This is a genomic window from Pseudomonas mosselii (assembly GCF_005796105.1).
Taxonomy (GTDB): domain Bacteria; phylum Pseudomonadota; class Gammaproteobacteria; order Pseudomonadales; family Pseudomonadaceae; genus Aquipseudomonas; species Aquipseudomonas mosselii_C.
This window is the reverse complement of sequence record NZ_VAUO01000004.1, coordinates 202,944-224,271: the sequence shown is the minus strand read 5'-3', so window position 1 is coordinate 224,271 and position 21,328 is coordinate 202,944. Positions and strand designations below refer to the sequence as shown.

At 63.7% G+C, this 21,328-nt stretch carries 17 protein-coding genes; 8 read left to right on the top strand and 9 right to left on the bottom strand.

What is annotated here, in order from left to right; all coding sequences use genetic code 11:
- The first annotated feature begins 89 nt into the window (after nucleotides 1–89).
- Complete coding sequence (gene nirB, locus FEM01_RS11690; RefSeq protein WP_138219592.1) at nucleotides 90–2,642, top strand: nitrite reductase large subunit NirB; 2,553 nt, start codon at nucleotides 90–92, stop codon at nucleotides 2,640–2,642.
- Nucleotides 2,642–3,016, top strand: coding sequence for a nitrite reductase small subunit NirD (gene nirD / locus FEM01_RS11685; RefSeq protein WP_138219591.1), 375 nt, complete (start codon nucleotides 2,642–2,644; stop codon nucleotides 3,014–3,016). Before nirB ends, nirD begins: the two co-directional genes overlap by 1 nt.
- Here the strand turns inward: nirD and FEM01_RS11680 are convergent.
- The 7 genes from FEM01_RS11680 to FEM01_RS11650 form a co-directional block, all read right to left on the bottom strand.
- A complete protein-coding gene (locus FEM01_RS11680; RefSeq protein ID WP_138219590.1) occupies nucleotides 3,009–3,488 on the bottom strand; it encodes a hypothetical protein in 480 nt (159 codons plus the stop codon). The genes nirD and FEM01_RS11680 overlap by 8 nt on opposite strands.
- Before the next feature lies 1 nt (nucleotide 3,489).
- A complete protein-coding gene (locus FEM01_RS11675) occupies nucleotides 3,490–8,106 on the bottom strand; it encodes an RHS repeat-associated core domain-containing protein (protein WP_138219589.1) in 4,617 nt (1,538 codons plus the stop codon).
- A gap of 21 nt (nucleotides 8,107–8,127) precedes the next feature.
- Nucleotides 8,128–8,553 (bottom strand): DcrB-related protein, encoded by a 426-nt coding sequence (locus tag FEM01_RS11670; RefSeq protein ID WP_138219588.1) that lies wholly within the window; start codon nucleotides 8,551–8,553, stop codon nucleotides 8,128–8,130.
- 119 nt (nucleotides 8,554–8,672) lie between these two features.
- Nucleotides 8,673–9,623 (bottom strand): 2-hydroxyacid dehydrogenase, encoded by a 951-nt coding sequence (locus FEM01_RS11665; RefSeq protein WP_138219587.1) that lies wholly within the window; start codon nucleotides 9,621–9,623, stop codon nucleotides 8,673–8,675.
- Nucleotides 9,624–9,672: 49 nt separating this feature from the next.
- Complete coding sequence (locus FEM01_RS11660; RefSeq protein ID WP_138219586.1) at nucleotides 9,673–10,437, bottom strand: SDR family oxidoreductase; 765 nt, start codon at nucleotides 10,435–10,437, stop codon at nucleotides 9,673–9,675.
- 14 nt (nucleotides 10,438–10,451) lie between these two features.
- A complete protein-coding gene (locus FEM01_RS11655) occupies nucleotides 10,452–11,144 on the bottom strand; it encodes a fumarylacetoacetate hydrolase family protein (protein ID WP_138219585.1) in 693 nt (230 codons plus the stop codon).
- Nucleotides 11,145–11,283: 139 nt separating this feature from the next.
- Nucleotides 11,284–12,627, bottom strand: a complete 1,344-nt coding sequence (locus FEM01_RS11650) for an MFS transporter (protein WP_138219584.1) — start codon at nucleotides 12,625–12,627, stop codon at nucleotides 11,284–11,286.
- Between the two features lie 365 nt (nucleotides 12,628–12,992).
- Between FEM01_RS11650 and FEM01_RS11645 the strand changes: the two genes are divergently transcribed.
- The 6 genes from FEM01_RS11645 (at nucleotide 12,993) to FEM01_RS11620 (ending at nucleotide 17,351) form a co-directional block, all read left to right on the top strand.
- Entirely contained in the window at nucleotides 12,993–13,955 is a 963-nt protein-coding gene (locus FEM01_RS11645; RefSeq protein ID WP_138219583.1) for a helix-turn-helix transcriptional regulator, read from the top strand.
- A gap of 10 nt (nucleotides 13,956–13,965) precedes the next feature.
- A complete protein-coding gene (gene pcaQ / locus FEM01_RS11640; protein WP_138219582.1) occupies nucleotides 13,966–14,898 on the top strand; it encodes a pca operon transcription factor PcaQ in 933 nt (310 codons plus the stop codon).
- Nucleotides 14,899–15,095: 197 nt separating this feature from the next.
- On the top strand, nucleotides 15,096–15,824 hold the full coding sequence (locus tag FEM01_RS11635; protein WP_138219581.1) for an FKBP-type peptidyl-prolyl cis-trans isomerase: 729 nt from the start codon (nucleotides 15,096–15,098) through the stop codon (nucleotides 15,822–15,824).
- Between the two features lie 285 nt (nucleotides 15,825–16,109).
- The gene (locus FEM01_RS11630) at nucleotides 16,110–16,550 is read left to right on the top strand and encodes a YkvA family protein (protein WP_138219580.1); all 441 of its coding nucleotides are present in this window, start codon (nucleotides 16,110–16,112) and stop codon (nucleotides 16,548–16,550) included.
- Nucleotides 16,551–16,641: 91 nt separating this feature from the next.
- Nucleotides 16,642–16,986 (top strand): helix-turn-helix domain-containing protein, encoded by a 345-nt coding sequence (locus FEM01_RS11625; protein WP_138219579.1) that lies wholly within the window; start codon nucleotides 16,642–16,644, stop codon nucleotides 16,984–16,986.
- Nucleotides 16,983–17,351, top strand: coding sequence for a hypothetical protein (locus FEM01_RS11620; RefSeq protein WP_138219578.1), 369 nt, complete (start codon nucleotides 16,983–16,985; stop codon nucleotides 17,349–17,351). Before FEM01_RS11625 ends, FEM01_RS11620 begins: the two co-directional genes overlap by 4 nt.
- Before the next feature lie 12 nt (nucleotides 17,352–17,363).
- On the opposite strand, the gene FEM01_RS11615 is transcribed toward FEM01_RS11620, so the two are convergent.
- Together FEM01_RS11615 and FEM01_RS11610 are read right to left on the bottom strand one after the other, a co-directional pair.
- Entirely contained in the window at nucleotides 17,364–19,118 is a 1,755-nt protein-coding gene (locus FEM01_RS11615; protein WP_138219577.1) for a GGDEF domain-containing protein, read from the bottom strand.
- A 109-nt stretch (nucleotides 19,119–19,227) separates the two neighbouring features.
- The gene (locus FEM01_RS11610) at nucleotides 19,228–21,309 is read right to left on the bottom strand and encodes a carboxy terminal-processing peptidase (RefSeq protein ID WP_171030948.1); all 2,082 of its coding nucleotides are present in this window, start codon (nucleotides 21,307–21,309) and stop codon (nucleotides 19,228–19,230) included.
- Between the last annotated feature and the right edge of the window lie 19 nt (nucleotides 21,310–21,328).

Genomic DNA, 21,328 nt, shown 5'->3' with positions numbered 1-21,328 from the left:
CCAGGGGCCTCACACTGATGAGTACAGGCAAAGGCGCCTGGAGCTTCGGCTCCAGGCGCCTTTTTGTTTTCCGTGATCGAGGATCGGCTATGAAGGCAACAGCGAACGGCACACCACGGGGGCGACTGGTCATCGTCGGCAACGGCATGGTCGGTCACCACTTCGTCGAACAACTGGTGGCACGAGGCGCCCTGGGGCGCTTCGAGCTGCATGTATTCGGTGAGGAGCGCCAGCGCGCCTACGACCGTGTGCACCTGTCCGAGTACTTCACTGGCAGCTGCGCTGAAACCCTGGCCCTGTGTGAACAAGGGTTCTATGGCGATAACGGTGTGCACCTGCACTTGGGCGAGGCGGTGACGCAGATCGACCGCGACCGCCGCGAGGTGGTCACCGAGCAAGGCCGCTATGCCTACGACCAATTGGTGCTGGCCACCGGCTCCTACCCGTTCGTGCCTCCGATCGAAGGTTCGGCCGGCGACGCCCGCCTGGTCTACCGCACCCTCGACGATCTCGATGCCATTCGTGCCGCCGCTGGCAGTGCGCGCCGCGGCGTAGTGGTGGGCGGTGGCCTGCTGGGGCTGGAAGCGGCCAACGCGCTGAAGTCGCTGGGGCTCGAAGCCCATGTGGTGGAGTTCGCCCCGCGCTTGATGCCGGTGCAGTTGGATGCCGAAGGCGGCGCTGCGCTCAAGGCGCAGATCGAAGCGCTGGGCGTGGGGGTGCACCTGTCCCGCGCCACCCAGTCGATCAGTACGGGCTCAGACTACCGCTACCGTATGAACTTCGACGGCGGTGAATACCTGGAAACTGACCTAGTGGTGTTTTCCGCCGGCATCCGCCCGCAAGATGCCCTGGGCCGCGCCTGCGGTCTGGAAATCGCCGCGCGTGGCGGGGTGGTGATCGACAACCATTGCACCACCAGCGACCCGCAGATCTTCGCCATCGGTGAGTGCGCATCGTGGAACGGTAGCGTATTTGGCCTGGTCGCCCCCGGCTACGCCATGGCCCGCAACCTCGCCGGGCTGCTGGTGGGCGAGGCGCCTGTGGCCTTCACCGGTGCGGACATGTCGACCAAGCTCAAGCTGCTCGGCGTGGATGTAGGCTCGATTGGCGATGCGCATGGTGCCACGCCGGGCGCGCGCAGTTACCGCTTCATCGACGAAGCCAGCGCCGGCTACCGCCGTCTGGTGGTGGATGCCAGCGGCAAGCATGTGCTCGGCGCGGTGTTGGTGGGCGATAACAGCTACTACGACACCCTGCTGCAATACGCCCAGAACGGCATCAAGCTGCCCGCCGACCCGGCTGCGCTGATCTTGCCACAAGGCACCGGCGCGCCAGCGCTGGGCGCCGATGCGTTGCCCGACAGCGCGACCATCTGCTCGTGTCACAACGTCAGCAAGGGCGCGGTGTGTGCGGCCATCGACGGCGGCTGTGGCGATCTGGCCTCGGTCAAGGCCTGCACCAAGGCTGCCAGTGGGTGCGGCGGTTGTGCGGCGCTGCTCAAGCAGGTGGTCGAACATGAGCTGAGCGCGCGCGGCGTGAGCGTGGACAAGAGCCTGTGCGAGCACTTCGCCTATACCCGCCAGGAACTCTATGCGCTGGTGCGGGTGGAGGGCATCCGCACCTTCTCCGAGTTGCTCCAGCGCCACGGCAAGGGCCATGTAGGCTGCGACATCTGCAAGCCTGCGGTGGGTAACATTCTTGCCTCGTGCTGGAACCAGCCGATCATGGACCCGGCATTGGTGCCGTTGCAGGACACCAACGACACGTTCATGGCCAACATGCAGAAAAACGGCACCTACTCGGTGGTGCCACGCATTCCCGGCGGTGAAATCACCCCCGAGAAGCTGATCGTGATCGGCCAAGTGGCGAAGAAGTACGACCTTTACACCAAGATCACCGGTGGCCAGCGTATCGACCTGTTCGGCGCCCAACTGCACGAGTTGCCATTGATCTGGGGTGAGTTGATCGCTGCTGGCTTCGAGACTGGGCACGCCTATGGCAAGTCGACGCGCACGGTAAAATCCTGCGTGGGCAGTACCTGGTGCCGCTATGGCGTACAAGACAGCGTGGCCATGGCCCTGCGCCTGGAGGACCGCTACAAGGGCCTGCGCTCGCCGCACAAGCTCAAGTTCGCGGTATCCGGCTGCACCCGCGAGTGCGCCGAGGCGCAGAGCAAGGACATTGGCGTGATCGCCACCGACAAGGGCTGGAACCTCTACGTGTGCGGCAACGGCGGCATGCGCCCACGCCATGCCGAGCTGTTCGCCACCGACCTGGACGATGAAACCCTGGTGCGCCTGATCGACCGCGTGCTGATGTTCTACATCCGCACCGCCGACAAGCTGCAACGTACCTCGGTGTGGCGCGAGAATCTCGAAGGCGGGTTGGATTACCTCAAACAGGTGGTGATCGACGATAGCCTGGGCCTGGCCGCAGAGCTGGAGGCGCAGATGCAGCACGTGGTCGAGCAGTACGAATGCGAATGGGCCAATGCCTTGAGCGACCCGGAAAAACTCAAGCGCTTCCGCACCTTCGTCAACGACCAGCGCGCCGATCCCGATGTGCATTTCGTCCGCGAGCGCGGCCAGCGCCGGCCTGCGGTACCGCTGCACCTGATCCCAACCCATGAGGAGGCTGTGTGATGAACCAGTCCAATGCGCGTGTAGTGAAACAAACTGCCTGGCAAACCGTGTGTCAGGTCAGCGACCTGGTGGCCGATTCTGGCGTGGTGGTGTGGCATGACGGGCAGCAGGTGGCGTTGTTCTATCTTCCGGGGCAGGGGCCCGAGCTGTACGCGGTGGGCAACCGCGATCCGCGTTCGGGCGCGAATGTCATCGGGCGCGGTCTGGTGGGTAACCTGCAAGGCGAGCCGGTCGTCGCAGCGCCGTTGTACAAGCAGCACTTTTGCCTGCACAGCGGGCGTTGCCTGGAGGATGCGCAGCAGGCCTTGCCAGTATGGGCGGTACGCATCAGTGAGGGGCGCGTGGAGATCGGTTCCGGGGCGTGGTCTAGATGACGATCAGCTTGCCGGGCGCATGACCGACTGGCCAGTGCCCGGCCAGGTACAGTTCGATGACCTGGCGCCAGTGCTCACCCAGGTTGAAATACTGTTCGGTGGCGTACTGGCGAAACGCGTAAGCGGCGCCGCCTCGCGCCGCTTCGCTGAAGTCGTGGGGGCGGCAGATGAACGGCGCCTTGTCGACTTTGCGCGTGGCGGCCATCACCGCCTTGTTCAGCGCCATGCGTTGTTCGCTGAGTGCTTTTGGCGTGTCCTGGCGCGGATACCACGGATCGTCCTCGCCGAGTGAAGTGGGCAGCCAGTTACTCGCCTGATACAACCCCTGAAAGTCTTGGTCGCAGGGCGAGATGAAGACTGCTTCGACCGAGGCGATGAAAATCAGCCCAGGATCGTTGATATCCGGGTTGCCCAGTTTGCTGAAGAAGCTTGCCTGCTCGATCTGTGCAAGGGTTTTTTCCAGGTCGATCATGCTAGAGCCTCAAGTCGGTAATGGTTTTAGGGGGCAACGCCTTGCGGCCCTGCTGAATGGTGGTCCGGAGCACCCCGCCGGCGGCATGCGGGCCAGGGATGCCGGGTAACGAGTGGTTGGGTAGGGTGCCGTGAGTCGGCATCAGGTTCCACCACTTGTTGGCGCCGCCGCTTTCCAGCGGGATGACATGGTGCGCCGTGGCGCCGTCCGGCCAAGACCGGTTGGTATTGGTTTCCCACTGTTTGATCAGCGCTTTTTCGGTTTTTACGAATTCCTTGCGCACCACGCGGTTCTGCGTCGCGTTGCGGCGCTGCACCACGGGCAGGTTGCCGCGCAGGATCTGTGCTTGCCGCGCGGTGATCTGGCCACCTGGCGATGCTACTTTGTTGGCGTCGTGGATGATACGGTCGAGCAGCGAACACTCCGACAGGCCCAGCGGGTCGATCCATGACAGTGGATTGGGGGCGTAGGCGTAGAGGTTGAGGCTGCCTTCCAGGCCCAGCGGGTCCGGTTGGGTAAACCGACCGATATCGGGGTCGTAATACCGGAACGTGTTGTAGTGCAGGCCCGTCTCGCGGTCAAGGTACTGTCCCTGCATGCGCAGGTTCTGTTGACGGTTCTGCCCAGGGCAGTGCCACTCCTCGCGGCTCTTGCCCCATAGCAGGTAGTCACTGTGCCAGACAGTGTCGCCGTTCTCGTCGGTTAACTGCTCCGGCAGGCCGGCGAGGTTGGTGTGGAAGAAGTGCAGCACTTCTTGTCCGGGCATGCCGTCGATTCGCGCCAGTGGCTCGTGGCGTTCTGGCTCGGCGTAGACATACAGGCTTGGTTTGCCGTCCTGGACTTCCTGCAGTAATCGCAGGCCCTGCCAGAGGAACTGCGTGCGACTGACGGGCTGAGGATGGCCATTGCGATACAAGCATTTGCTGATACGTCGCCCGAGCGGGTCATAGCTGAATTCGACCCGCTCATGCAGGCTGCCGCGCTGTTGCAGCACGCGTACCAGACGGTGCTCGGCGTCGTACTCGAAGCGTTGCAGCAGGCCGTTGGCGCTGCGCTTTTCGGCCAGTCGCCCAAAGCCGTCGTAGCGGTAGCGGTTGTTCTGGTGGACGGTGACCTGGTTGTGCCGCGCGTGGCCCTTGGGCTGGTAGCCTTCGAGCAGGTTGCCGGCACGGTCATACCCATAAAGCTCGACGATCGGCGCGTTTCGTTGCGGCGACATGCGTGTCACGGCATGCACGCGCGGCGTTGCTCCATAGTCGTACGTCACCACGTCTTGATGACTGCTATTGCCGCGCCCTGCCTGATGGAAGCGTCCGAGCACCTGTTCGAGCACAGCCGGGTGCTGGCTGCCGGGGCGCAGGGTTTGGGTGTGGGTTTCGTTCAGTAGATTGTCGCCAGCGTCGTAGCGATAGTCTTTTTGCAGCAACGCCAAGCTGGCGTTCGAGGCGTCGCTGTAATGAATGGCCTTCTGGCTCAGGCGACCGCAGCGGTCATAGCGGGTACGGGTTTGCAGTCGGCCCTGGGTTCGCAGCACCTCCTCGTGCAAGCTGTCGCGCTCGAAGTCGCAGATGACTCGCCCATCAAGGTTGATCTGGTGCAGATGGCCGCTGCCGTAGCGAAGCAGGTTGACCTGACGCTGGTCGGGCAAGGTCATACGCTGCAGGTTACCCAGCTCATCGTAGGCATACGCCAGCTTTCCGGCAGCGCTGGTTTCACTCAGCAGGCGTGCGTTCAGGTCGTAGCTATACGACAGTTGCTGGGCATTGCCCGAGGTGTCGGTAAAGGTCACCGCGAGAAGGTTGTCGGCGTTGTCGTAGCAGAACTCGGTGGTGCCGTCTGCGGTGTGCTTGCGTAGCAAGCGGCCTACGGCGTCATGCTCAAGCTGATGAATCTGTGCTGCGGTATCGTGCGCTTGTCCCGGGGCGGGATGCAGCACAACGCGGGTGATCGTACCGCGCGCGTCGTAGTCATAGGTGTGGCCGCTGCCATCGAGGTTCTGCTGGCTTATCGCGCGGTCCAGCGCATCCCACTCAAAGCGATAGCACTCGTTGTTTTCGTTGCTCAGTTCCAGCAGGCGACCATAAGCGTCGTAGTGCAGATCGATAGTCTGGCCCATCGGGTCGATACGCTGGCGCAGGCGCCCACTGGCGTCGAAGTTCCATTGGGTGATGCGCTCGGCGGGGTCGCGGTGACGAATCAACTGCCCACCGGCATTGACTTCGAAGTGATCGCTGCGTCCGTCTGGCCTCTGGCTTTCGATCAGGTAGCCCCGTACATCGTAGCGGTGGCGCGTGCGCTCGCCGCGTGGATTGATCGCCTCGGCCAGTTCGCCACGCTCGGTGTAGCGGTAGTGCGTGGTGTTGCCTGAGCAGTCTTGGTAGCTGAGCAGTTGGCCGCGGTCATTCCACTTCAGTTGGCGTTCGTGACCGTGGGCATCGGTGATGGCCAGCAATTGTCCACGCGAGTCGTAGCGGTACTGGGTGTTCGCCCCCAGCGGATCGGTTTCGCAGAGGACGTTGCCGTGGCTGTCGTAGCGCATGCGCCAGGTTGCGCCATCAGGCGAGCTGATACTCAGGGGGAGCGCCCAGTGTTCGCCGTAGTGGATGCTTTCGAGGCGTCCAAGTGGGTCTTTGCTACCGATCAGGCGGCCGATAGCGTCATAGGTGTAAGACCATTGGCTGCCGTCGGGCTCGATGCTGGCGATCAATTGCCCCTGCTGGAAGGTTTCCTGCCACTCATTGCCCAAGGCATCGACGTATCGGTACAACGTGTAGTGCAGGTCCCACTGGAATGACTCTCTCCGGCCCAGGCTGTCGCTGATGTGGGTCAGCCCCAGGGCCAGGTCGTATTCGAAGTCGTAGCGCTCGCCGCTCTCGCTGGTGTGGCGGATCACGCGCCACTGGTGCATTGGCTGCTCTTCGAGCAAGGGGGGGAAATCATTCGGCAGCGACAGACCTGAGGCGATACCGTCAGGCGGTACGCTGAAACGGGCCCACTCGTAGTGGTGAACCGCACCGTTGGCCAGGGCCTGGCTGGCCATGTATCCCGCTTCGGTGTAAGTGAACCGACGCACGCACTGTCCGCTTGCATCGTGTACCTGGGCAAGCTGCCCGTCGCCGGTGTAGCCATAGCTGACCAGCAATTGCTGGCTGGCGACCTCGAACCTGTCGCCCGGACGCAGGTCCAGTCGCCATACCGCCTGGACACGCTGGGTGTGCAGGCTATCGTGGTCGAGCCGCACGGCCGTGCGGCCAAAGGTGTCCACCAGGTAATGCAATCGCCCTTGGTCGTCGTACAGCAGCTCGACGCGGTTCAGGTTGCGATCGCCCAACTGCACCAGTCGCGAGCGGTTTTCGTCGAGCGGATCGGTCTTGAAGACTTGGTACTGTCCGCTGTAGATGTCCTCGACTACGGTGATGCCGTGGTCCTGGTGGAAGATGGCCACGCCATCCAACGTACTGATCAGCGCGTTTCCAGGCTCGATGCGGCCCAGTTCGATGCGGCAGCCATCTTCGTCGACAAGAATCCACAGCTTGCCGCCCTCTGGGTGGGCTATCCGTTCGATGCGTGTTTCATAGGGCAGGCTCCAGCCCATCCCCAGCAGGCCGTCGGTGCGCTCATCAGTACTGTCGTAACGGCGCGGCCAGTCGAGCGGAATCAGGCCGGGCAGGCTGAAATCCAGATCTTCAGAACCGTTGAGCAATTTGCTGCCGGTGGCCACCAGCACAGGATGCCCTTTGCACGGCGGAATGCGGGTCTTGGGCCTGGGCGCGTTACGTGGGCGTGAACGGCTCTTGATACGCCGCGACAGCAGCATCCCTGCCACGATCCCGATGATTTTCGCCGCCGCGCTCTTACCGTCATGGATGTCGCGCACGGTCACCGTACCGCCACCAATGCGCACGTTGGGCGAGAAGGTCATGCCGATCGGCCCGTCGCAGGTGCTCTTGTCGCCGACCCGCGCTGCTGGGTGGCCGTTGATGAACACCTTGTCCGAACCCTGCGCGACGAAGTTGGGCGTTGGGTGCTTGCTGCACTTGACCGTGTCCAGTTCGGCGGGCTGGGTGCCGGGGTCTGCCGGGGTAGTCACCGGTGGGTTGAAGATGCTGTTGATCTCTTGTGCCAGGCCGATGATCGGCAACATCATCGATGCGCCCAGCATCGCGTAGCTGCCGATGTTCTCCAGGATCGAGGGCGCTTCGGCGGGGACCTCCGGCGCGCTGGCGCCTGTGACGATGCCGGCTGCGCGTGCGGCGGGCAGGCCGTTGATATGGGTGTTGACCGAGCCTGTCTCGATGGCTCCGTAAGGCTCCGGCGGGAACATCGAATTGCCGACCCAGTTGCTGAAGTCCGAGATCTGCTCGCCAATGCTCTTGTCTTCGCCACCGGGCAGCATGGCGGCGGCGCCCACCAGTGCGCCGGCAATCAGCGGCGTCAGCACCGTCGCGGCGCCCCCGGTGCCGACCACGGCCACCACGGCACCGCCGATGGCTGCCGCGACTGCCGCAGTGGCGGCGGCATACACCACCGCTTCGGTCAGGGTGCTGACCAGTTCGGCCATCAGCGGTGGGTGCAGGATCAGGTCGCCCAGGCGGGCGGCGTGCAGGCTATCGTCCATGAGCCGTCTCGGATATCGGGGTTAGTTCAGTCGCAGGCCGGCCTTGATGGCTTCCCAGTGGGCGAGGTCGGCCGCTTGCAGGGGCGTCTGCTTGGTGTAGCTGAGGGCCACGAAGCGGTTTTGCCCGTTTAGGACGTAGACCAGTTGGCGCTGATACGACAGCACCTCGCCGCGCTTGAAGTGCAAGCTGGTTTCCAGCCCTTGGATGTCTCGGGCAACGCCAGCGATTGCTGCTTGCGGCTCGCTGATGGTGGCGCCGAGGCGTTCGCGCAACTGGGTCAGTTGCTGCTGATAGAAGTCTTGCAGTGTCTGCCCCAGCGGCAGCGGGCTGCGGGCGATCACCAGGCTGGTGCCACGCTCGCGGAAGGCGAGCATGTTCATGCTGGTGTCTTCGGGCGTTTCATCGCCCAGTTCCAGGGTCAGGTCCTGGGTAAGGTAGGCGGCCATGGCGCTGCTCCTTGCGTCGAAGCGGCACACGCTAAAGCTTCGATGCGCAGGCTGCAAGCGCCAGGCGATGCGGCTGTGACAGGTTTGGCCGAATCGCCCGTGCTGGCATTTTGCCTAGGTCACAGCACCAGCCCTTGCGGCGTGCGCCCGGCGAACACGTCCACCAGGCTTGCTACGACCATTTCGCCCATGCGCGTGCGGGTCTGCACGGTGGCGCTGGCACGGTGCGGTTGCAGCACCACGTCTTCGCGTTCGAACAACGCCTCGGGGGCGCGCGGCTCGTCGGCGAATACATCCAGCGCGGCGCCGGCGATTTCACCGGCTTGTAGAGCAGCGAGCAGCGCCGGCTCGTCGACCAGTTTGCCGCGGGCGATGTTGATCAGGTAACCCTCGCTGCCGAGTGCTTTGAGGACGTCACGGGTGATCAACGCCTCACCCTTGTCGGCTGCTGCGGCGAGTATGAGTGCGTCGCTGTTGCGGGCCAGTTGCGCAAGGTCCGCTTCGAAGGTGTAGGGCACGTCCTGCGCCTGCAAGTCGGTGTAGGCGATCGGGCAGCCGAAGGCGGCGGCTCTCTGGGCCACCGCGCGGCCAACCCGGCCCATGCCGACGATACCCACGCGCATGCCCGACACCTGGCGTGCCAGCGGCAGTGGTGCCAGCGGGGTGGGGCTGGTTGCCCAGTGGCCGGCGCGCACGAAGCGGTCGCCGGTGCAGATACCACGGCAGACGCTGATCAGCAAACCGATGGCCAGGTCGGCCACGTCTTCGGTCAGTGCACCGAGGGTGGCGGTGACTTGGATGCCTCGGTCGCGGGCATAGGCCAGGTCAACCGCATCGGTGCCCACACCGTTCACCGCGACCACTTCGAGCCTGGGCAGGCGAGCCATCAGCGCCTGGCTGATGCCGGTATGGCCGCCGGTGATGACGCCACGGATGCTGGCGCCGTGGGCATCGAGGTAGGCCTCTTTGTCGGCTTGCTCGTAATAGCGGTGCACGCTGAACAGGCTTTCCAGGCGCTCGCGGATTTGCGGGATGAGGATCGGGCTCAGTTGCAGGATTTCGGGCTTCATGGGGTACTCCGGTGCAATCGATGGGGGCAAGGTGCAAGCGGGGCGGGGCTCAGCCACGCCCAACGAACGGCATGTTGCTGGCCATCACGGTCATGTTGAGGACGTTGGCATCCAGCGGCAGCGCCGCGATGTAGCGCACCGCGTCGGCCACGTGGCGCACGTCGAGCATCGGCTCGGGGGCGATATCGCCGTTGGCCTGGCGCACACCACGGGTCATGCGCTCGGACAGCTCGGTCAGGGCGTTGCCGATATCCACCTGGCTGCAGACGATGTTGTAGGGGCGACCATCCAGCGCCAGGGCCTTGGTCAGGCCGAGTACCGCGTGCTTGCTGGCGGTGTACGGGCCGGTGAACGGGCGCGGTGTGTGCGCCGAGATCGAACCGTTGTTGATGATTCGCCCTCCTTGTGGTTGCTGGCGACGCATCAGGCCAAAGGCGGCACGGGCACACAGGAACACACCGTCGATGTTGGTAGCGACCACGTTGCGCCAGTTCTCCAGCGCCAGCTCGTCGATGGGCACTGCGGGGGCGTTGATGCCGGCGTTGTTGAAGATCAGGTCCAGGCGCCCGTGCACCTGCTCGATGGCCGCGAATAGCGCGGCTACGCTGTGTTCGTCACGTACGTCGGTGGGCACCGCCATAGCCTCGCGGCCTGCGGCACGGGCTTGCTCGGCCAGGGCCTGCAACGGCTCTGCGCGACGGCCTGCCAGCACCAGGCTGAAACCGTCCTCGAGCAGGGCCAGTGCCACTGCGCGGCCGATGCCGCTGCCGGCGCCGGTCACCAGTGCAACTTTCTTGTTGTGTGCTTGCGACATGTTCGACTCCAGCTTCAGGCGGCTTGGGAAGTAGGGCGCGGGCCTACCCGCAGGGTCAGTTCAGCGATGCCGTCGATACCGGCATGGATCACATCGCCGGGCTCCAGCGGCGCGACGCCGGGCGGGCTGCCGGTCATGATCAGGTCGCCCGGACGTAGCGGTAGCAGGTGCGAGAGGCGGGCGATCACTTCGGCCAGTGGCCAGGTCTGCTGCGACAGGTGTGCGCGCTGGCGCTCCTGGCCGTTGACCTTGAGCCATAGCTCGGCGTCCAGCGGCCAGGCGGCCTGGGTGATGGCGGTCATCGGTGCGGCGGCCTCGAACACCTTGGCGCCCTCCCATGGCAGGCCGTGCTGCTTGGCTTGGCGTTGACGGTCGCGGCGGGTCAGGTCCAGGCCTGCGGCATAGCCGAACACGTGCTCCAGGGCGTTGGCGGCGTCGAGGTTGGCGCCTCCGGTGCCAATGGCCACCACCAGTTCGATCTCGTGGCAGAACTCCTCGGTGGCCGGGGCGTAAGGCAGCTCGCCTGAGGCTTCGACCACGTTGCAGGCGGGCTTCATGAAGAACACCGGCTCGCTCGGCGCCGGGTCGCTGGCGTTTGGCCAGGGGTAGTTGCGGCCCAGGCAGAATACCCGGCCGACGGGAAAGCGCTTGTCGCTGCCTTGGATCGGCAGGCTGACGATGGCCGGAGGGCTGAACAGGTACGTCATGGGGGGATCCTCTGGTTGCGAGTGGCCAGCGTAATCAGCGCTGGCCGCAGGAAGTTGGACGAAAGCGGGGGGCGTTTGGATAAATCCGGGTTCTGTAATGGCAGTGCTGGCCCACAGCGAATGGGCCACAGCTGCACTGTCATGCAGCGGTCTTCAACTCGATCCGATACAACTTGCCCAGCAGCAGCGAGTACGACAGCGTGCCCATCAGCGCCACGCCGCCGATGAACCAGAACGCCATGGCGAACGAGCCGCTGGCATGCACGATGGCACCGATCACGATTGGCGTGACGATCCCGCCAATGTTGGCTGCCAGGCTGGTGATGCCGCCGGTGAGTCCGATCAGTTCCTTGGGCGCGACCTCCGAGACCGCGGCCCACGACGAAGAGGCGATGCCCTGGGCGAAGAAGGCCAGGGTGAGCACGGCGATGCACAACACGTTGGAGTCGGTGAAGTTCACCAGCACGATCGACATGCCCAGCATCGAGCCCACCACCAGCGGTAGCTTGCGCGCGAACGACAGCGAGTAACCCTTGCGGATCAGCAGGTCCGAGACGATGCCTGCGAGCAGGATGCCCACCGTCGCGCCAATGAACGGCAGCACCGCGAAGATCCCGACCTTGATCAGGGTGAGCTGGCGCTCTTCGATCAGGTAGGTGGGGAACCAGGTGAGGAAAAAGTACAGCGCCGAGGTGCTGGCGAACTTGCCCAGGCAGATCGCCCAGACCTGGCGGTAGCGGAACAGCTCGGCCACTTGGCGCCAGTCGAAGCGGGTGCGCTGCTGGCTGCTCTTGACCAGGCCGCCGCCCTGTTCGATGTAGGCCAGCTCTTCTTTACTGACCTTCTTGCAAGTGAGCGGGTCGCGGTACAGGAACAGCCACACCACGCCGAACAGGATGCCAACGATACCGGTGCTGTAGAACACGTGTCGCCAGTCGTAGGTGGTCGCCAGCCACAGCAGGGCGCCGGTGAACAGTGCGGTCCCCAGATACTGGCCGCACACGTACACGCTGCTGGCCATGCCGCGTTCGCGGGCTGGGAACCATACCGTGACCGCGCGGCTGTTGGCCGGGAAGGCAGGGGCCTCCATGGCGCCGACCGCCAGGCGCAGGCCGAACAGCGAGGCGAAGCCTGTGGCCAGGCCTTGGGCCACGGTAACCGCCGACCAGCTGATCAGCGACACGCCGTAGGTCAGGCGCGAGCCGAAGCGGTCGGCGATGAAGCCAGCGGGGACCAGGGCCAGGGCGTAGGTCCAGGCGAAGGCGGAGAAAATCAGGCCCATCTGCACCTTGTCCAGGCCGAGATCCTTGGCCATGAACGGTGCGGCGATGGAGATGTTGACCCGGTCGACGTAGTTGATGATGGTCGCCACCAGCAGCAGGGCGAGCATGAACCAGCGGCGTCGGGTGGGCAGGCGTTGCGTGGGCGCAGCGTCCAGCGCGAACGGTGCAGGCGCGGTACGGGAAGTGGGCGTGCTCGACATTGAGTCGACCTCGTTTGTTGTTTTTGGAGAGGTTGGGCTGCAGTCCTATTCCAGGGTGGTCGTACAACTTGTTTGGATCAATGGGGTTTTTAGACCGTTTTTTCCGCTGAAGGCCGGGTGTTGGGGGATTGTCCAAGAAACTCGCTGGGCAGGGTTTAACCAGTATTTTTTATTTAAATTGTTGATTTGTATGTTTTTTATCAATTCATGCGAGAGGCGTTTTTTGAATTGGCCGGTCGTGCAATGAGTTTGGACGTCGTACAACTTATTGCGATCATTCGGGGCTGGCGGCAGAATCGCAGAGTGCGCCGGCCCCCGGCGTGCCCTGCGAGCAGGTCCACAGACACAAGCACACAGGAGCCCCCATGCCGCCCAAGCGCCAAGTGCCCACCTACGTCATGCAGGAGCGCTGCGAGCTGATGGATTTCCACATCCGCGACGCGCGCGGTCGGCCGGCGGAAACCGCACCGCATCGCCATGCGTACTTCCAGATCCAGATCAACCTAGGCGGTGACACCGTGCAGCACATCGGTGCAGCCCAACGCCCGTTCACGCGGCATACGCTGGCGTTCATCCTGCCGCATCGGGTGCATGTGATCCCGCATCCGCCCGAGAGCGATTTCGTGGTGATCAACTTCTCCCAGACCTTCTTGCTGCCGCACCTTGATTGCGACCCCATGGACCTGGAAGACGTGTCGATCCTGCTGGCGCCGGAGCTGTCGCCATTTCGCTTCCAGGAGCACCTGGACTTCCACCTTGACCCGACACAGTTCAGCCAAGTGCTGGCCTTGATCGAGCAAATGCGTGAACTGGACGCTAACCGGGGCTTCGGCAGCCGGGAGATGCTCAAGGGCTTGCTGTTGCAACTGATCGGCAGGGTGTGCAGCCTGTACGCCGAGCCGCTACGTCAGTTGGCCGAGAGCAATGCCGCCGAGCACAGCCGCCGTGCGGCGCTGGGGCGCATGAGCGATTACCTGCGCCGGCACATCGACGACCCTGACCTGAACCTGCCCAAGGTGGCGGCGGCCACGTATCTTGCGCCCAGCTACCTGACCCACTGGTTGCGCAAGGAGGTGGGCAAGACCTTCAGCGAACTGGTGCTGGAGCGGCGTATGCACGCCGCGCGCAACTACCTGCTCAACGGCAGCCGGCCGGTGGGCGAGGTGGCGCGCTTGTGCGGGTTCGCCGACGAGGCTTATTTCAGCCGCCGTTTCCGGCAGATCCACGGCCTGCCGCCGGGGCAGTTCCGCCGCCAGCAGCGCGACCCGGACACGCCCCAGGCGATTACCCTCGATAGCGACGCTTGCAGGGTTGGCGTGCACGGATAAACTGCCGGGCATGAACCTCGATACCCGCATCAAGTTCCGCCATCTGCTGTGCTTCCTGGAGATTGCCCGGCAGGGCAGCCTGGCCAGGGCCGCCGATGTGCTCGCCATCAGCCAGCCGGCGATTTCCAAGACCCTCAAGGAGCTTGAAGGTTTGCTGGAAACCCGGCTGTTCGAACGCACCCGCCAGGGTGTCGAGCTGACCCCGGCGGGCACCCGTTTCATGCGATACGCCGGGCCCAGCGTACAGGCCCTGCGCGATGGCGTAGGCAGCGTGCGCGGCGCGGCGCGAGCACCATCGCAGGTGCGTATCGGCGTGCTCTCGACCGTCGAGGGGTTGTTGATGCCCGAGGTGTTGTGCCGGCTGCACCAGCGCCATGAGGGCCTGGTGATCAGTGTGGTGACCGGCGTGAGTGCGCAGTTGCTGGGACAGTTGCACCTCGGTGAGCTGGAGCTGGTGGTTGGGCGCATGACCGACAGCCCGCAAATCCAGGGGCTGTCGTTCGAGCACCTGTATAGCGAGTCGATGGCGTTGGTAGTGCGACCTGGGCATCCGTTGCTGGCACGGTCTCCGGTGGATCGCTCGCAAGTCGGGCGCTACCCGCTGGTGCTCCCGCCGCTGGGCACGACCATTCGCCAGCATGCCGACAGTCTGTTCGTGCAGGGCGGGATGCAGATGCCCGCGCAGCGCCTGGAAACTCTGTCGCTGGCTTTGAGCCGGCGCTATCTGTTGGGCAGCGATGGGGTCTGGGTGGCGCCTCGCGATGCGGTGCTGATTGACCTGGGGCGCGGTGAGCTGGCGGAACTCGACCTTGGCGTGCGTGAGCCGGGCGGGTCGGTGGGGATCTGCCGCAATGCCGCGTTGGCGCAAAGCCTGCCGGCGCAGTGGGTGTGCGAGGTGCTGCGCGAGGTGGCGCAGTTGTATCGGGCGGGGGATTATCCCTGACAGATCGTGAGCCAAGCCAATGTCGGAAAAACCGTCAATACTGGCCAGTGGCTGCACCCCCTTCGATGAACAACCTTTCACCCAGGAACTTCCAGCCCATAACCCGCTCTTATGCCGGTAGCCATTGGTCCCGACCGCCTGCTAAGCTCGCGGCTTTACCCTGATTTGCCCTTATGGCGCATGAACAAGGAATCAGCATGAAACACACTCGTCTGGCGGCAGCGGTTGCCTTGGTAAGTCTGGTACTGGCGGGCTGCGACGCCCAGACCAGCAGCGTCGAACTCAAGACGCCGGCACAGAAAGCCTCCTACGGTATCGGCCTGAACATGGGCAAGAGCCTGGCTCAGGAAGGCATGGACGACCTGGACTCGAAAGCCGTCGCCCAAGGTATCGAGGACGCGGTAGGCAAGAAAGAACAGCGCATCAAGGACGAAGAGCTGGTCGAAGCCTTCACTGCCCTGCAGAAGCGCGCCGAAGAACGCCTGGCCAAGGCCAGCGAAGAAGCCGCCGCTGCTGGCAAGAAATTCCTCGAAGAGAACGCCAAGAAGCCTGGCGTGGTCACCACCGCTTCGGGCCTGCAGTACGAAGTGGTCAAGAAGGCCGACGGCCCACAGCCGAAAGCCACCGATGTGGTCACCGTCCACTACGAAGGCAAGCTGATCGATGGCAAGGTCTTCGACAGCTCCGTCGAGCGCGGCAGCCCGATCGACCTGCCCGTCAGCGGCGTGATCCCTGGTTGGGTCGAAGGCCTGCAACTGATGCATGTCGGCGAGAAGTACAAGCTGTACATCCCGGCAGAGCTGGCCTACGGCGCCCAGAGCCCGAGCCCGCTGATCCCCGCCAACTCGGTGCTGGTGTTCGACCTGGAACTGCTGGCCATCAAGGATCCTGCCAAGCAGGACGCCGAGCCAACCCCGGCCGAGTAAGGCACGCGCTGTCATCCACGACGCCCCGTTTCGACGGGGCGTCGTCGTTTTGTGCATCACTTGACGCGAACCGCGCGCGTCATTCACTGTCGCACACAGTAGACCTGATGCAGCGCCAAGACCTTTGCCGTCGCAAAACGTTTGCGGCACTGAAACGTCTGTGTAAAAAACGCCCGATCCGTGCCTGGCCCTTGTCGGGCGGGCGCCAAACGGCGCAAAGCCGGTCCTGTTCACAAGGTTATCCACAATATTTGTGGATAACCTGCCTGCTCCTCTGGAGGTTTCATGAGCGCACCCTGGAATTTCGCCCGCTTCCTGCCCCTGGCCGAACGCCTGCTCAGCCGCGGGCGCTTGCCAGCATTGCTGTTCGCGGTGGCTCGCAAGGGGCCTAAGCTTGGCCAACTGCGCGAGGACGTACGTCTGCTCCAGGCGCTGTGCCTGGCCTGGTGGCGCGGTGAGTACCGTGCGGTAAGCCCCAAAGCCCTGGTGACCATCGTCGCGGGCCTGCTGTATTTCGTCAGCCCCCTGGATGCGATCCCGGACTGGTTGCTGGGCGTGGGTTTTCTCGACGATATCGCCGTGCTGGGCTGGGTGCTGAAGACCGTCGGCGACGAACTGGCCCGTTTCAAGGCGTGGCGCGCCAGTCAGGCGCCGGAGAAGCTACGGGTGGTAGAGCGTCTGCCGGATACCCCCGAAGCCTTGCGCCTGGAGCGCCAAGGGCAGTGATTCCCGGCGAACCCCTGAGGTTGCTAATATAATTGGCATAAGTGTTATGCCGACGGATTACATGCCGTAATCCAATGTTAAGGGGGTTGTAATGGGTATTCAGGTCATAAGCCGGGACGGTCAGCCCGAGTACGCAGTGGTTCCCTGGGCGCAATACCAGGCCTTGCTCGCTGCCGCTGGCCAGGCGCCGGCCCAGGCATCGGCCGAAGCCGTTACCTCGCCAGTCGAAGAGGCCCCTGCGAGCCTCTCCAGCCTCGCCGACCTGGCGGCATTGCGCCAGGCCAAGGGTATGGATGCGCAGCTGCTGGCGCGCAATGTGGGCATCAGCCCGGCGTATCTGGCGATGATCGAATCCGGTGAGCGACGCCCCGATGCGGCGATCCTGCGCGCGCTGGCCTGGCACTTGGGTGTGGCCGGCTGGAGCGAGCCGTCATGAGCCAGGTCAGGATCAGCCGCCAGCAGTGGGAAAGCCTGCTGACCGAGCTTGACCTGGCCCGCCGTCAACGTCACCTGCTCACTTATCGTGCGCTGCTCGAACGCCTGCAATTGCCCAGTCCCGCCATGCAGACGTTGACCGCCGCATTGGAGTACCTGGCCTTGCTCGATGCCCGTGCCGAGCAGCCGCTGCGCAGTTCGCTGGTGATCAGCCAAGGTGCCAGTCGCTTGCCGCGCACCGGTTTTTTCGAGTGTGTCGAGCGCCTGGGGCGCTTCTCGGGGCCTGTGGATGGCATGGAGGCTGCGTCCTGGCATGCTTCGGAGGTGGTGCGGGTGTTCGAGTACCGGTATCCAGAGCAGGCCTGATCGCAGGCTTTGTCAGGCCGGCAGGCGGGTATCGATCAGGCTCAGGCTGGAGCCTGATGTTTCCTTGGCTTGGCGCTTGGCCTGCGAGGCGAGGTCGGCCAATTGCCCGGCATCCAGGTGTTCGGCACTGCCTGGCTCCAGCCAGACCACCCCGATCGACAGTGACAGCAGGGCAAAGGTCTCGCGCTGGCCCAAGCGGTTGTGGGCGATGAAGCGGCCGGCCGCGATGTGTTCGGCCCGATAGAAGCGCAGGCATTCGCGGGCAAAGGCCTGGACCAAGGTGTGCAGGCGCTCGCGCCAGTCCGTGGAGCCCAACACCAGCATGAAGTCATCCCCGCCGATATGCCCGACGAAATCACGCCTGGGATCGACGCATTCGTGCAGGCACTGCGCCAGGCACAGCAGCACTTCATCGCCGCGGGCGTAGCCGTAGATATCGTTGAAAGGTTTGAAGCTGTCGATGTCCACGTAACACACCGCTGCCGCCTGGCGCTGCTCCAGCAGGCGTGCCAGGCACTGCTGGATCGGCACGTTGCCCGGCAGCAAGGTCAGCGGGTTGGCGTGCCGGGCCTGCTGCAGCTTCTGTTCGGTGATCAGTTTCAGCACGTCGATCACCCGGCCCAAGCCCAGGTAGCGTCCGCCTTGGGTGATGATGAAATCCTCCTCGATACGCTGCCGAGCGCGGCTGGTGAGCAGGCGGCTGACCTGTTGCAGCGATTGTCCGCGCTCCACCGCCAGGAAGTCCTCGCTCATCAGCCGGCTGATCGGCTTGCGTGCGTACAGGTCGGTGCCGAATGGCTGCAACAGGGCATCGGCCAGCGAATGCCGGTGGACGATGCCACAGGGCTTGCCATCACTGTCCAGCACTGCCAGGGAGTTGAGGTTGGCTTGGCGGCGGAAGGCGTCGAGCACCTGCTGGGTGGCGGTGTCCGAGGGCACCGCTGGTTGCTGGATCAGCAGTGCGCTCAAGTCACAGCTGTCTTCGCTCAGTGCCAGTGCCTGATTGGTCTGCGACGGCAGCAGGGGCGGGGTGTGCGGCGGGAACTCCTGGGGGCGACCGAGCAGGTAGCCTTGCACCAGGTCGATGCCCATTTCGCTGAGCACGGCCAACTCTTCGGCCAGTTCGATGCCCTCGGCGATCACCTGGGCGCGTGAGGCACGGGCGATCTGCAGGATGGAGCCGACGAACTCACGCTTGAGCGGATCTTGGTGGATACCATCGATGAAGTGGCGGTCGATTTTCACGTAGTCCGGGCGCAGCTCCGACCACAGGCGCAGGCTCGAATAACCTGCGCCAAGGTCATCCAGGGCAATCGAGAAGCCCATGTCACGGTAGTGGTGCAGGGCGTTGAACAGCAGTTGGAAGTCTTCGGTAGGTGTCTGTTCGGTCAGTTCGATGACCACTTGGCTGGGCGACAAGCCGAACTGTTCGAGCATCTTCAACGTACGACCGGAAGGGTGGTGCGGTTCCAGGAGCGACTCAGGCGACACATTCAGGAATAACTTGCCCGCCAGGCCCTGCTCGCTGAAACGCTGGCAGGCCGTGGCCCGGCACAGCACTTCCAGCTCACTCAGGCGTTCGGCCTGGCGCGCCACGGCGAACAGCGTCAGCGGTGAGTGCAGTGGGCTATTGGAGGGGCCGCGGCTCAGGGCTTCATAGCCGAGGATGCGCCGCTCGCTCAGGCAAACGATGGGCTGGAACAGGCTGTGGACGCTACGTTGAGCCAGGATGGCGCTCAAAGCGCTGAGCTGTTCGGTGACGGTCATGGACGGCTTTCCTGAATGAAAAAGGGCCAGACACAGGCATGTCCGACCCTTTTATTTCACGACAGCGCGATGACTGTTTGATGACAAGTCACATTATTTTGCCATCACCTCAGTGCTTGGCCACCGAGGTGCTCAGGCTCAGGTAGTCGAGCAGGATGCGACCAGTCTCGGATAGGTAGGCGTCGTCTTCGGGCTTGGTGTCGTCCGGCTCGGCGGGCAGCGCGTCCTCGTCTTCTTTTTTCAGCTCCTTGAGCGGTTCTTCGCCCTTGGCTTTGCGCCGTACGTTCTCCAGCGCCAGTTGCTTGGCCTCGATCTGATCGTGGCGGGCACGGCGATCCTGCTCGTTCAGGCTGACGGTTTTCTCGTTCATCAGCTGTTGCGTGAGGGCCAGACGGTCGCGGATATAGGCGAACTCCGGGTCCTTGTCGCTGCGGGCGTCATGCTGGGCCTTGAGCTGGGCCAGGAACGGCTTGAACGGATCGGCCGCAGGCTTGACCACTGGGCGGATGGTGTCCCATGGCATGGCCTCGGGCAGCGCGCTCTCGCCGATCTCCTTGGTGTCGATGATCGACGGGTAGGCGATGTCCGGCAGTACGCCCTGATGCTGGGTGCTCTGCCCGGAAACCCGGTAGAACTTGGCCAGGGTCAGCTTGAGTTCACCATGGTTGAGCGGCTGGATGGTCTGCACGGTGCCCTTGCCGAAGGTCTGGCCACCGATGATCAGCGCACGGTGGTAGTCCTGCATGGCGCCGGCGAAGATCTCCGATGCCGAGGCGGACAGGCGGTTGACCAGCAGCGCCAGCGGGCCTTTGTAGAACGCGCCGGGGTTTTCGTCTTCGAGTACGTCGACACGCCCGTCGCTGTTGCGTACCAGCACGGTGGGGCCTTTCTCGATGAACAGGCTGGTCAGTTCGGTAGCTTCTTGCAGCGAGCCGCCGCCGTTGTTGCGCAGGTCGATGACCACGCCGTCGACCTTCTCTTTTTGAAGCTCGGTCAGCAGTTTCTTCACATCGCGGGTGGTGCTCTTGTAGTCCGGGTCACCGGCGCGATAGGCCTTGAAGTCCAGGTAGAAGGCCGGGATCTCGATGATGCCGAGCTTGTAGTCGCGGCCATTCTGCTTGAGCTTGAGCACCGACTTCTTCGCCGCCTGCTCTTCGAGCTTCACGGCTTCACGGGTGATCGAGACGATCTTGCTGGTCTGGTCGTTCGGCGCATTGCTGGCCGGAATGACCTCAAGGCGCACTACCGAGCCTTTCGGACCGCGGATCAGCTTGACCACCTCGTCCAGGCGCCAGCCGACCACATCGACCATTTCCTTGTTGCCCTGGGCCACGCCGATGATCTTGTCGGCCGGCGCGACCTGCTTGGTCTTGGCCGCCGGGCCTGCTGGCACCAGGCGTACGATCTTGACTTGGTCGTTATCGCTTTGCAGCACCGCACCGATGCCTTCGAGCGACAAACTCATATTGATGTCGAAGTTTTCGGCGTTGTCCGGCGAGAGGTAGTTGGTGTGCGGGTCGTAGGACTGCGCGAAGGTGTTGATGTAAGCCTGGAAGATGTCTTCGGCGCGGGTCTGGTCCAGGCGCGAGGCCTGGTTCTTGTAACGCTTGATCAGGGTTTCCTGAATCTGCTTGAAGTCCTTGCCAGCGATCTTCTGGCGCAGCACTTCGTCTTTGACGCGCTTGCGCCACAACTCGTCGAGTTCGGCCTGGTTCTTCATCCACGGGGCGTCCTTGCGGTCGACCAACAGGTCTTCCTTGACGGTGAAGTCGATCTTGTCGACGCCCTTGTTCAGCTCGGCCAGGGCGAAGTCCAGACGCTGCTTCACGCGGTCCAGGTAGCGCTTGTAGATGGTAAAGCCGGGGTCGAGGTTGCCACTTTTGAGGAAGTCGTCGAACTGCGTCTTCCATTTGTCGAACTCAGCGATATCGGCGGCGGTGAAATAGCTGCGCGAGGGGTCGAGCAACTTGATGTAGCTGTCGTAGATGATCACCGAACGGGCATCGTCCAGCGGCGGCTTGCTGTAGTGGTGGCGCTTGAGCAGCTCGACCACGTTGAGGCTGGCGACGATTTCGTCACGGTCCGGTTGCAGGCTGTCCCACTTGTTGGCGGCGGCCGCATTGCCACCGAGCGTGAGGCTGCCAAGCCCGATCATGAGGGCGAGGGCGGTGCTGGGGAGGAAATGCTTCATGCTGATTCGACGTGGAGGC

What these genes read in the sequence shown, in the direction of transcription:
- FEM01_RS11635 (WP_138219581.1), top strand. Translation starts at nt 15,096, where the DNA reads ATGAAACACACTCGTCTGGCGGCAGCGGTTGCCTTGGTAAGTCTGGTA.
- nirB (WP_138219592.1), top strand. Translation starts at nt 90, where the DNA reads ATGAAGGCAACAGCGAACGGCACACCACGGGGGCGACTGGTCATCGTC.
- FEM01_RS11630 (WP_138219580.1), top strand. Translation starts at nt 16,110, where the DNA reads ATGAGCGCACCCTGGAATTTCGCCCGCTTCCTGCCCCTGGCCGAACGC.
- FEM01_RS11615 (WP_138219577.1), bottom strand. Translation starts at nt 19,118, where the DNA reads ATGACCGTCACCGAACAGCTCAGCGCTTTGAGCGCCATCCTGGCTCAA.
- FEM01_RS11655 (WP_138219585.1), bottom strand. Translation starts at nt 11,144, where the DNA reads ATGACGTACCTGTTCAGCCCTCCGGCCATCGTCAGCCTGCCGATCCAA.
- FEM01_RS11625 (WP_138219579.1), top strand. Translation starts at nt 16,642, where the DNA reads ATGGGTATTCAGGTCATAAGCCGGGACGGTCAGCCCGAGTACGCAGTG.
- FEM01_RS11610 (WP_171030948.1), bottom strand. Translation starts at nt 21,309, where the DNA reads ATGAAGCATTTCCTCCCCAGCACCGCCCTCGCCCTCATGATCGGGCTT.
- FEM01_RS11645 (WP_138219583.1), top strand. Translation starts at nt 12,993, where the DNA reads ATGCCGCCCAAGCGCCAAGTGCCCACCTACGTCATGCAGGAGCGCTGC.
- nirD (WP_138219591.1), top strand. Translation starts at nt 2,642, where the DNA reads ATGAACCAGTCCAATGCGCGTGTAGTGAAACAAACTGCCTGGCAAACC.
- FEM01_RS11650 (WP_138219584.1), bottom strand. Translation starts at nt 12,627, where the DNA reads ATGTCGAGCACGCCCACTTCCCGTACCGCGCCTGCACCGTTCGCGCTG.
- FEM01_RS11675 (WP_138219589.1), bottom strand. Translation starts at nt 8,106, where the DNA reads ATGGACGATAGCCTGCACGCCGCCCGCCTGGGCGACCTGATCCTGCAC.
- FEM01_RS11680 (WP_138219590.1), bottom strand. Translation starts at nt 3,488, where the DNA reads ATGATCGACCTGGAAAAAACCCTTGCACAGATCGAGCAGGCAAGCTTC.
- FEM01_RS11665 (WP_138219587.1), bottom strand. Translation starts at nt 9,623, where the DNA reads ATGAAGCCCGAAATCCTGCAACTGAGCCCGATCCTCATCCCGCAAATC.
- FEM01_RS11620 (WP_138219578.1), top strand. Translation starts at nt 16,983, where the DNA reads ATGAGCCAGGTCAGGATCAGCCGCCAGCAGTGGGAAAGCCTGCTGACC.
- pcaQ (WP_138219582.1), top strand. Translation starts at nt 13,966, where the DNA reads ATGAACCTCGATACCCGCATCAAGTTCCGCCATCTGCTGTGCTTCCTG.
- FEM01_RS11670 (WP_138219588.1), bottom strand. Translation starts at nt 8,553, where the DNA reads ATGGCCGCCTACCTTACCCAGGACCTGACCCTGGAACTGGGCGATGAA.
- FEM01_RS11660 (WP_138219586.1), bottom strand. Translation starts at nt 10,437, where the DNA reads ATGTCGCAAGCACACAACAAGAAAGTTGCACTGGTGACCGGCGCCGGC.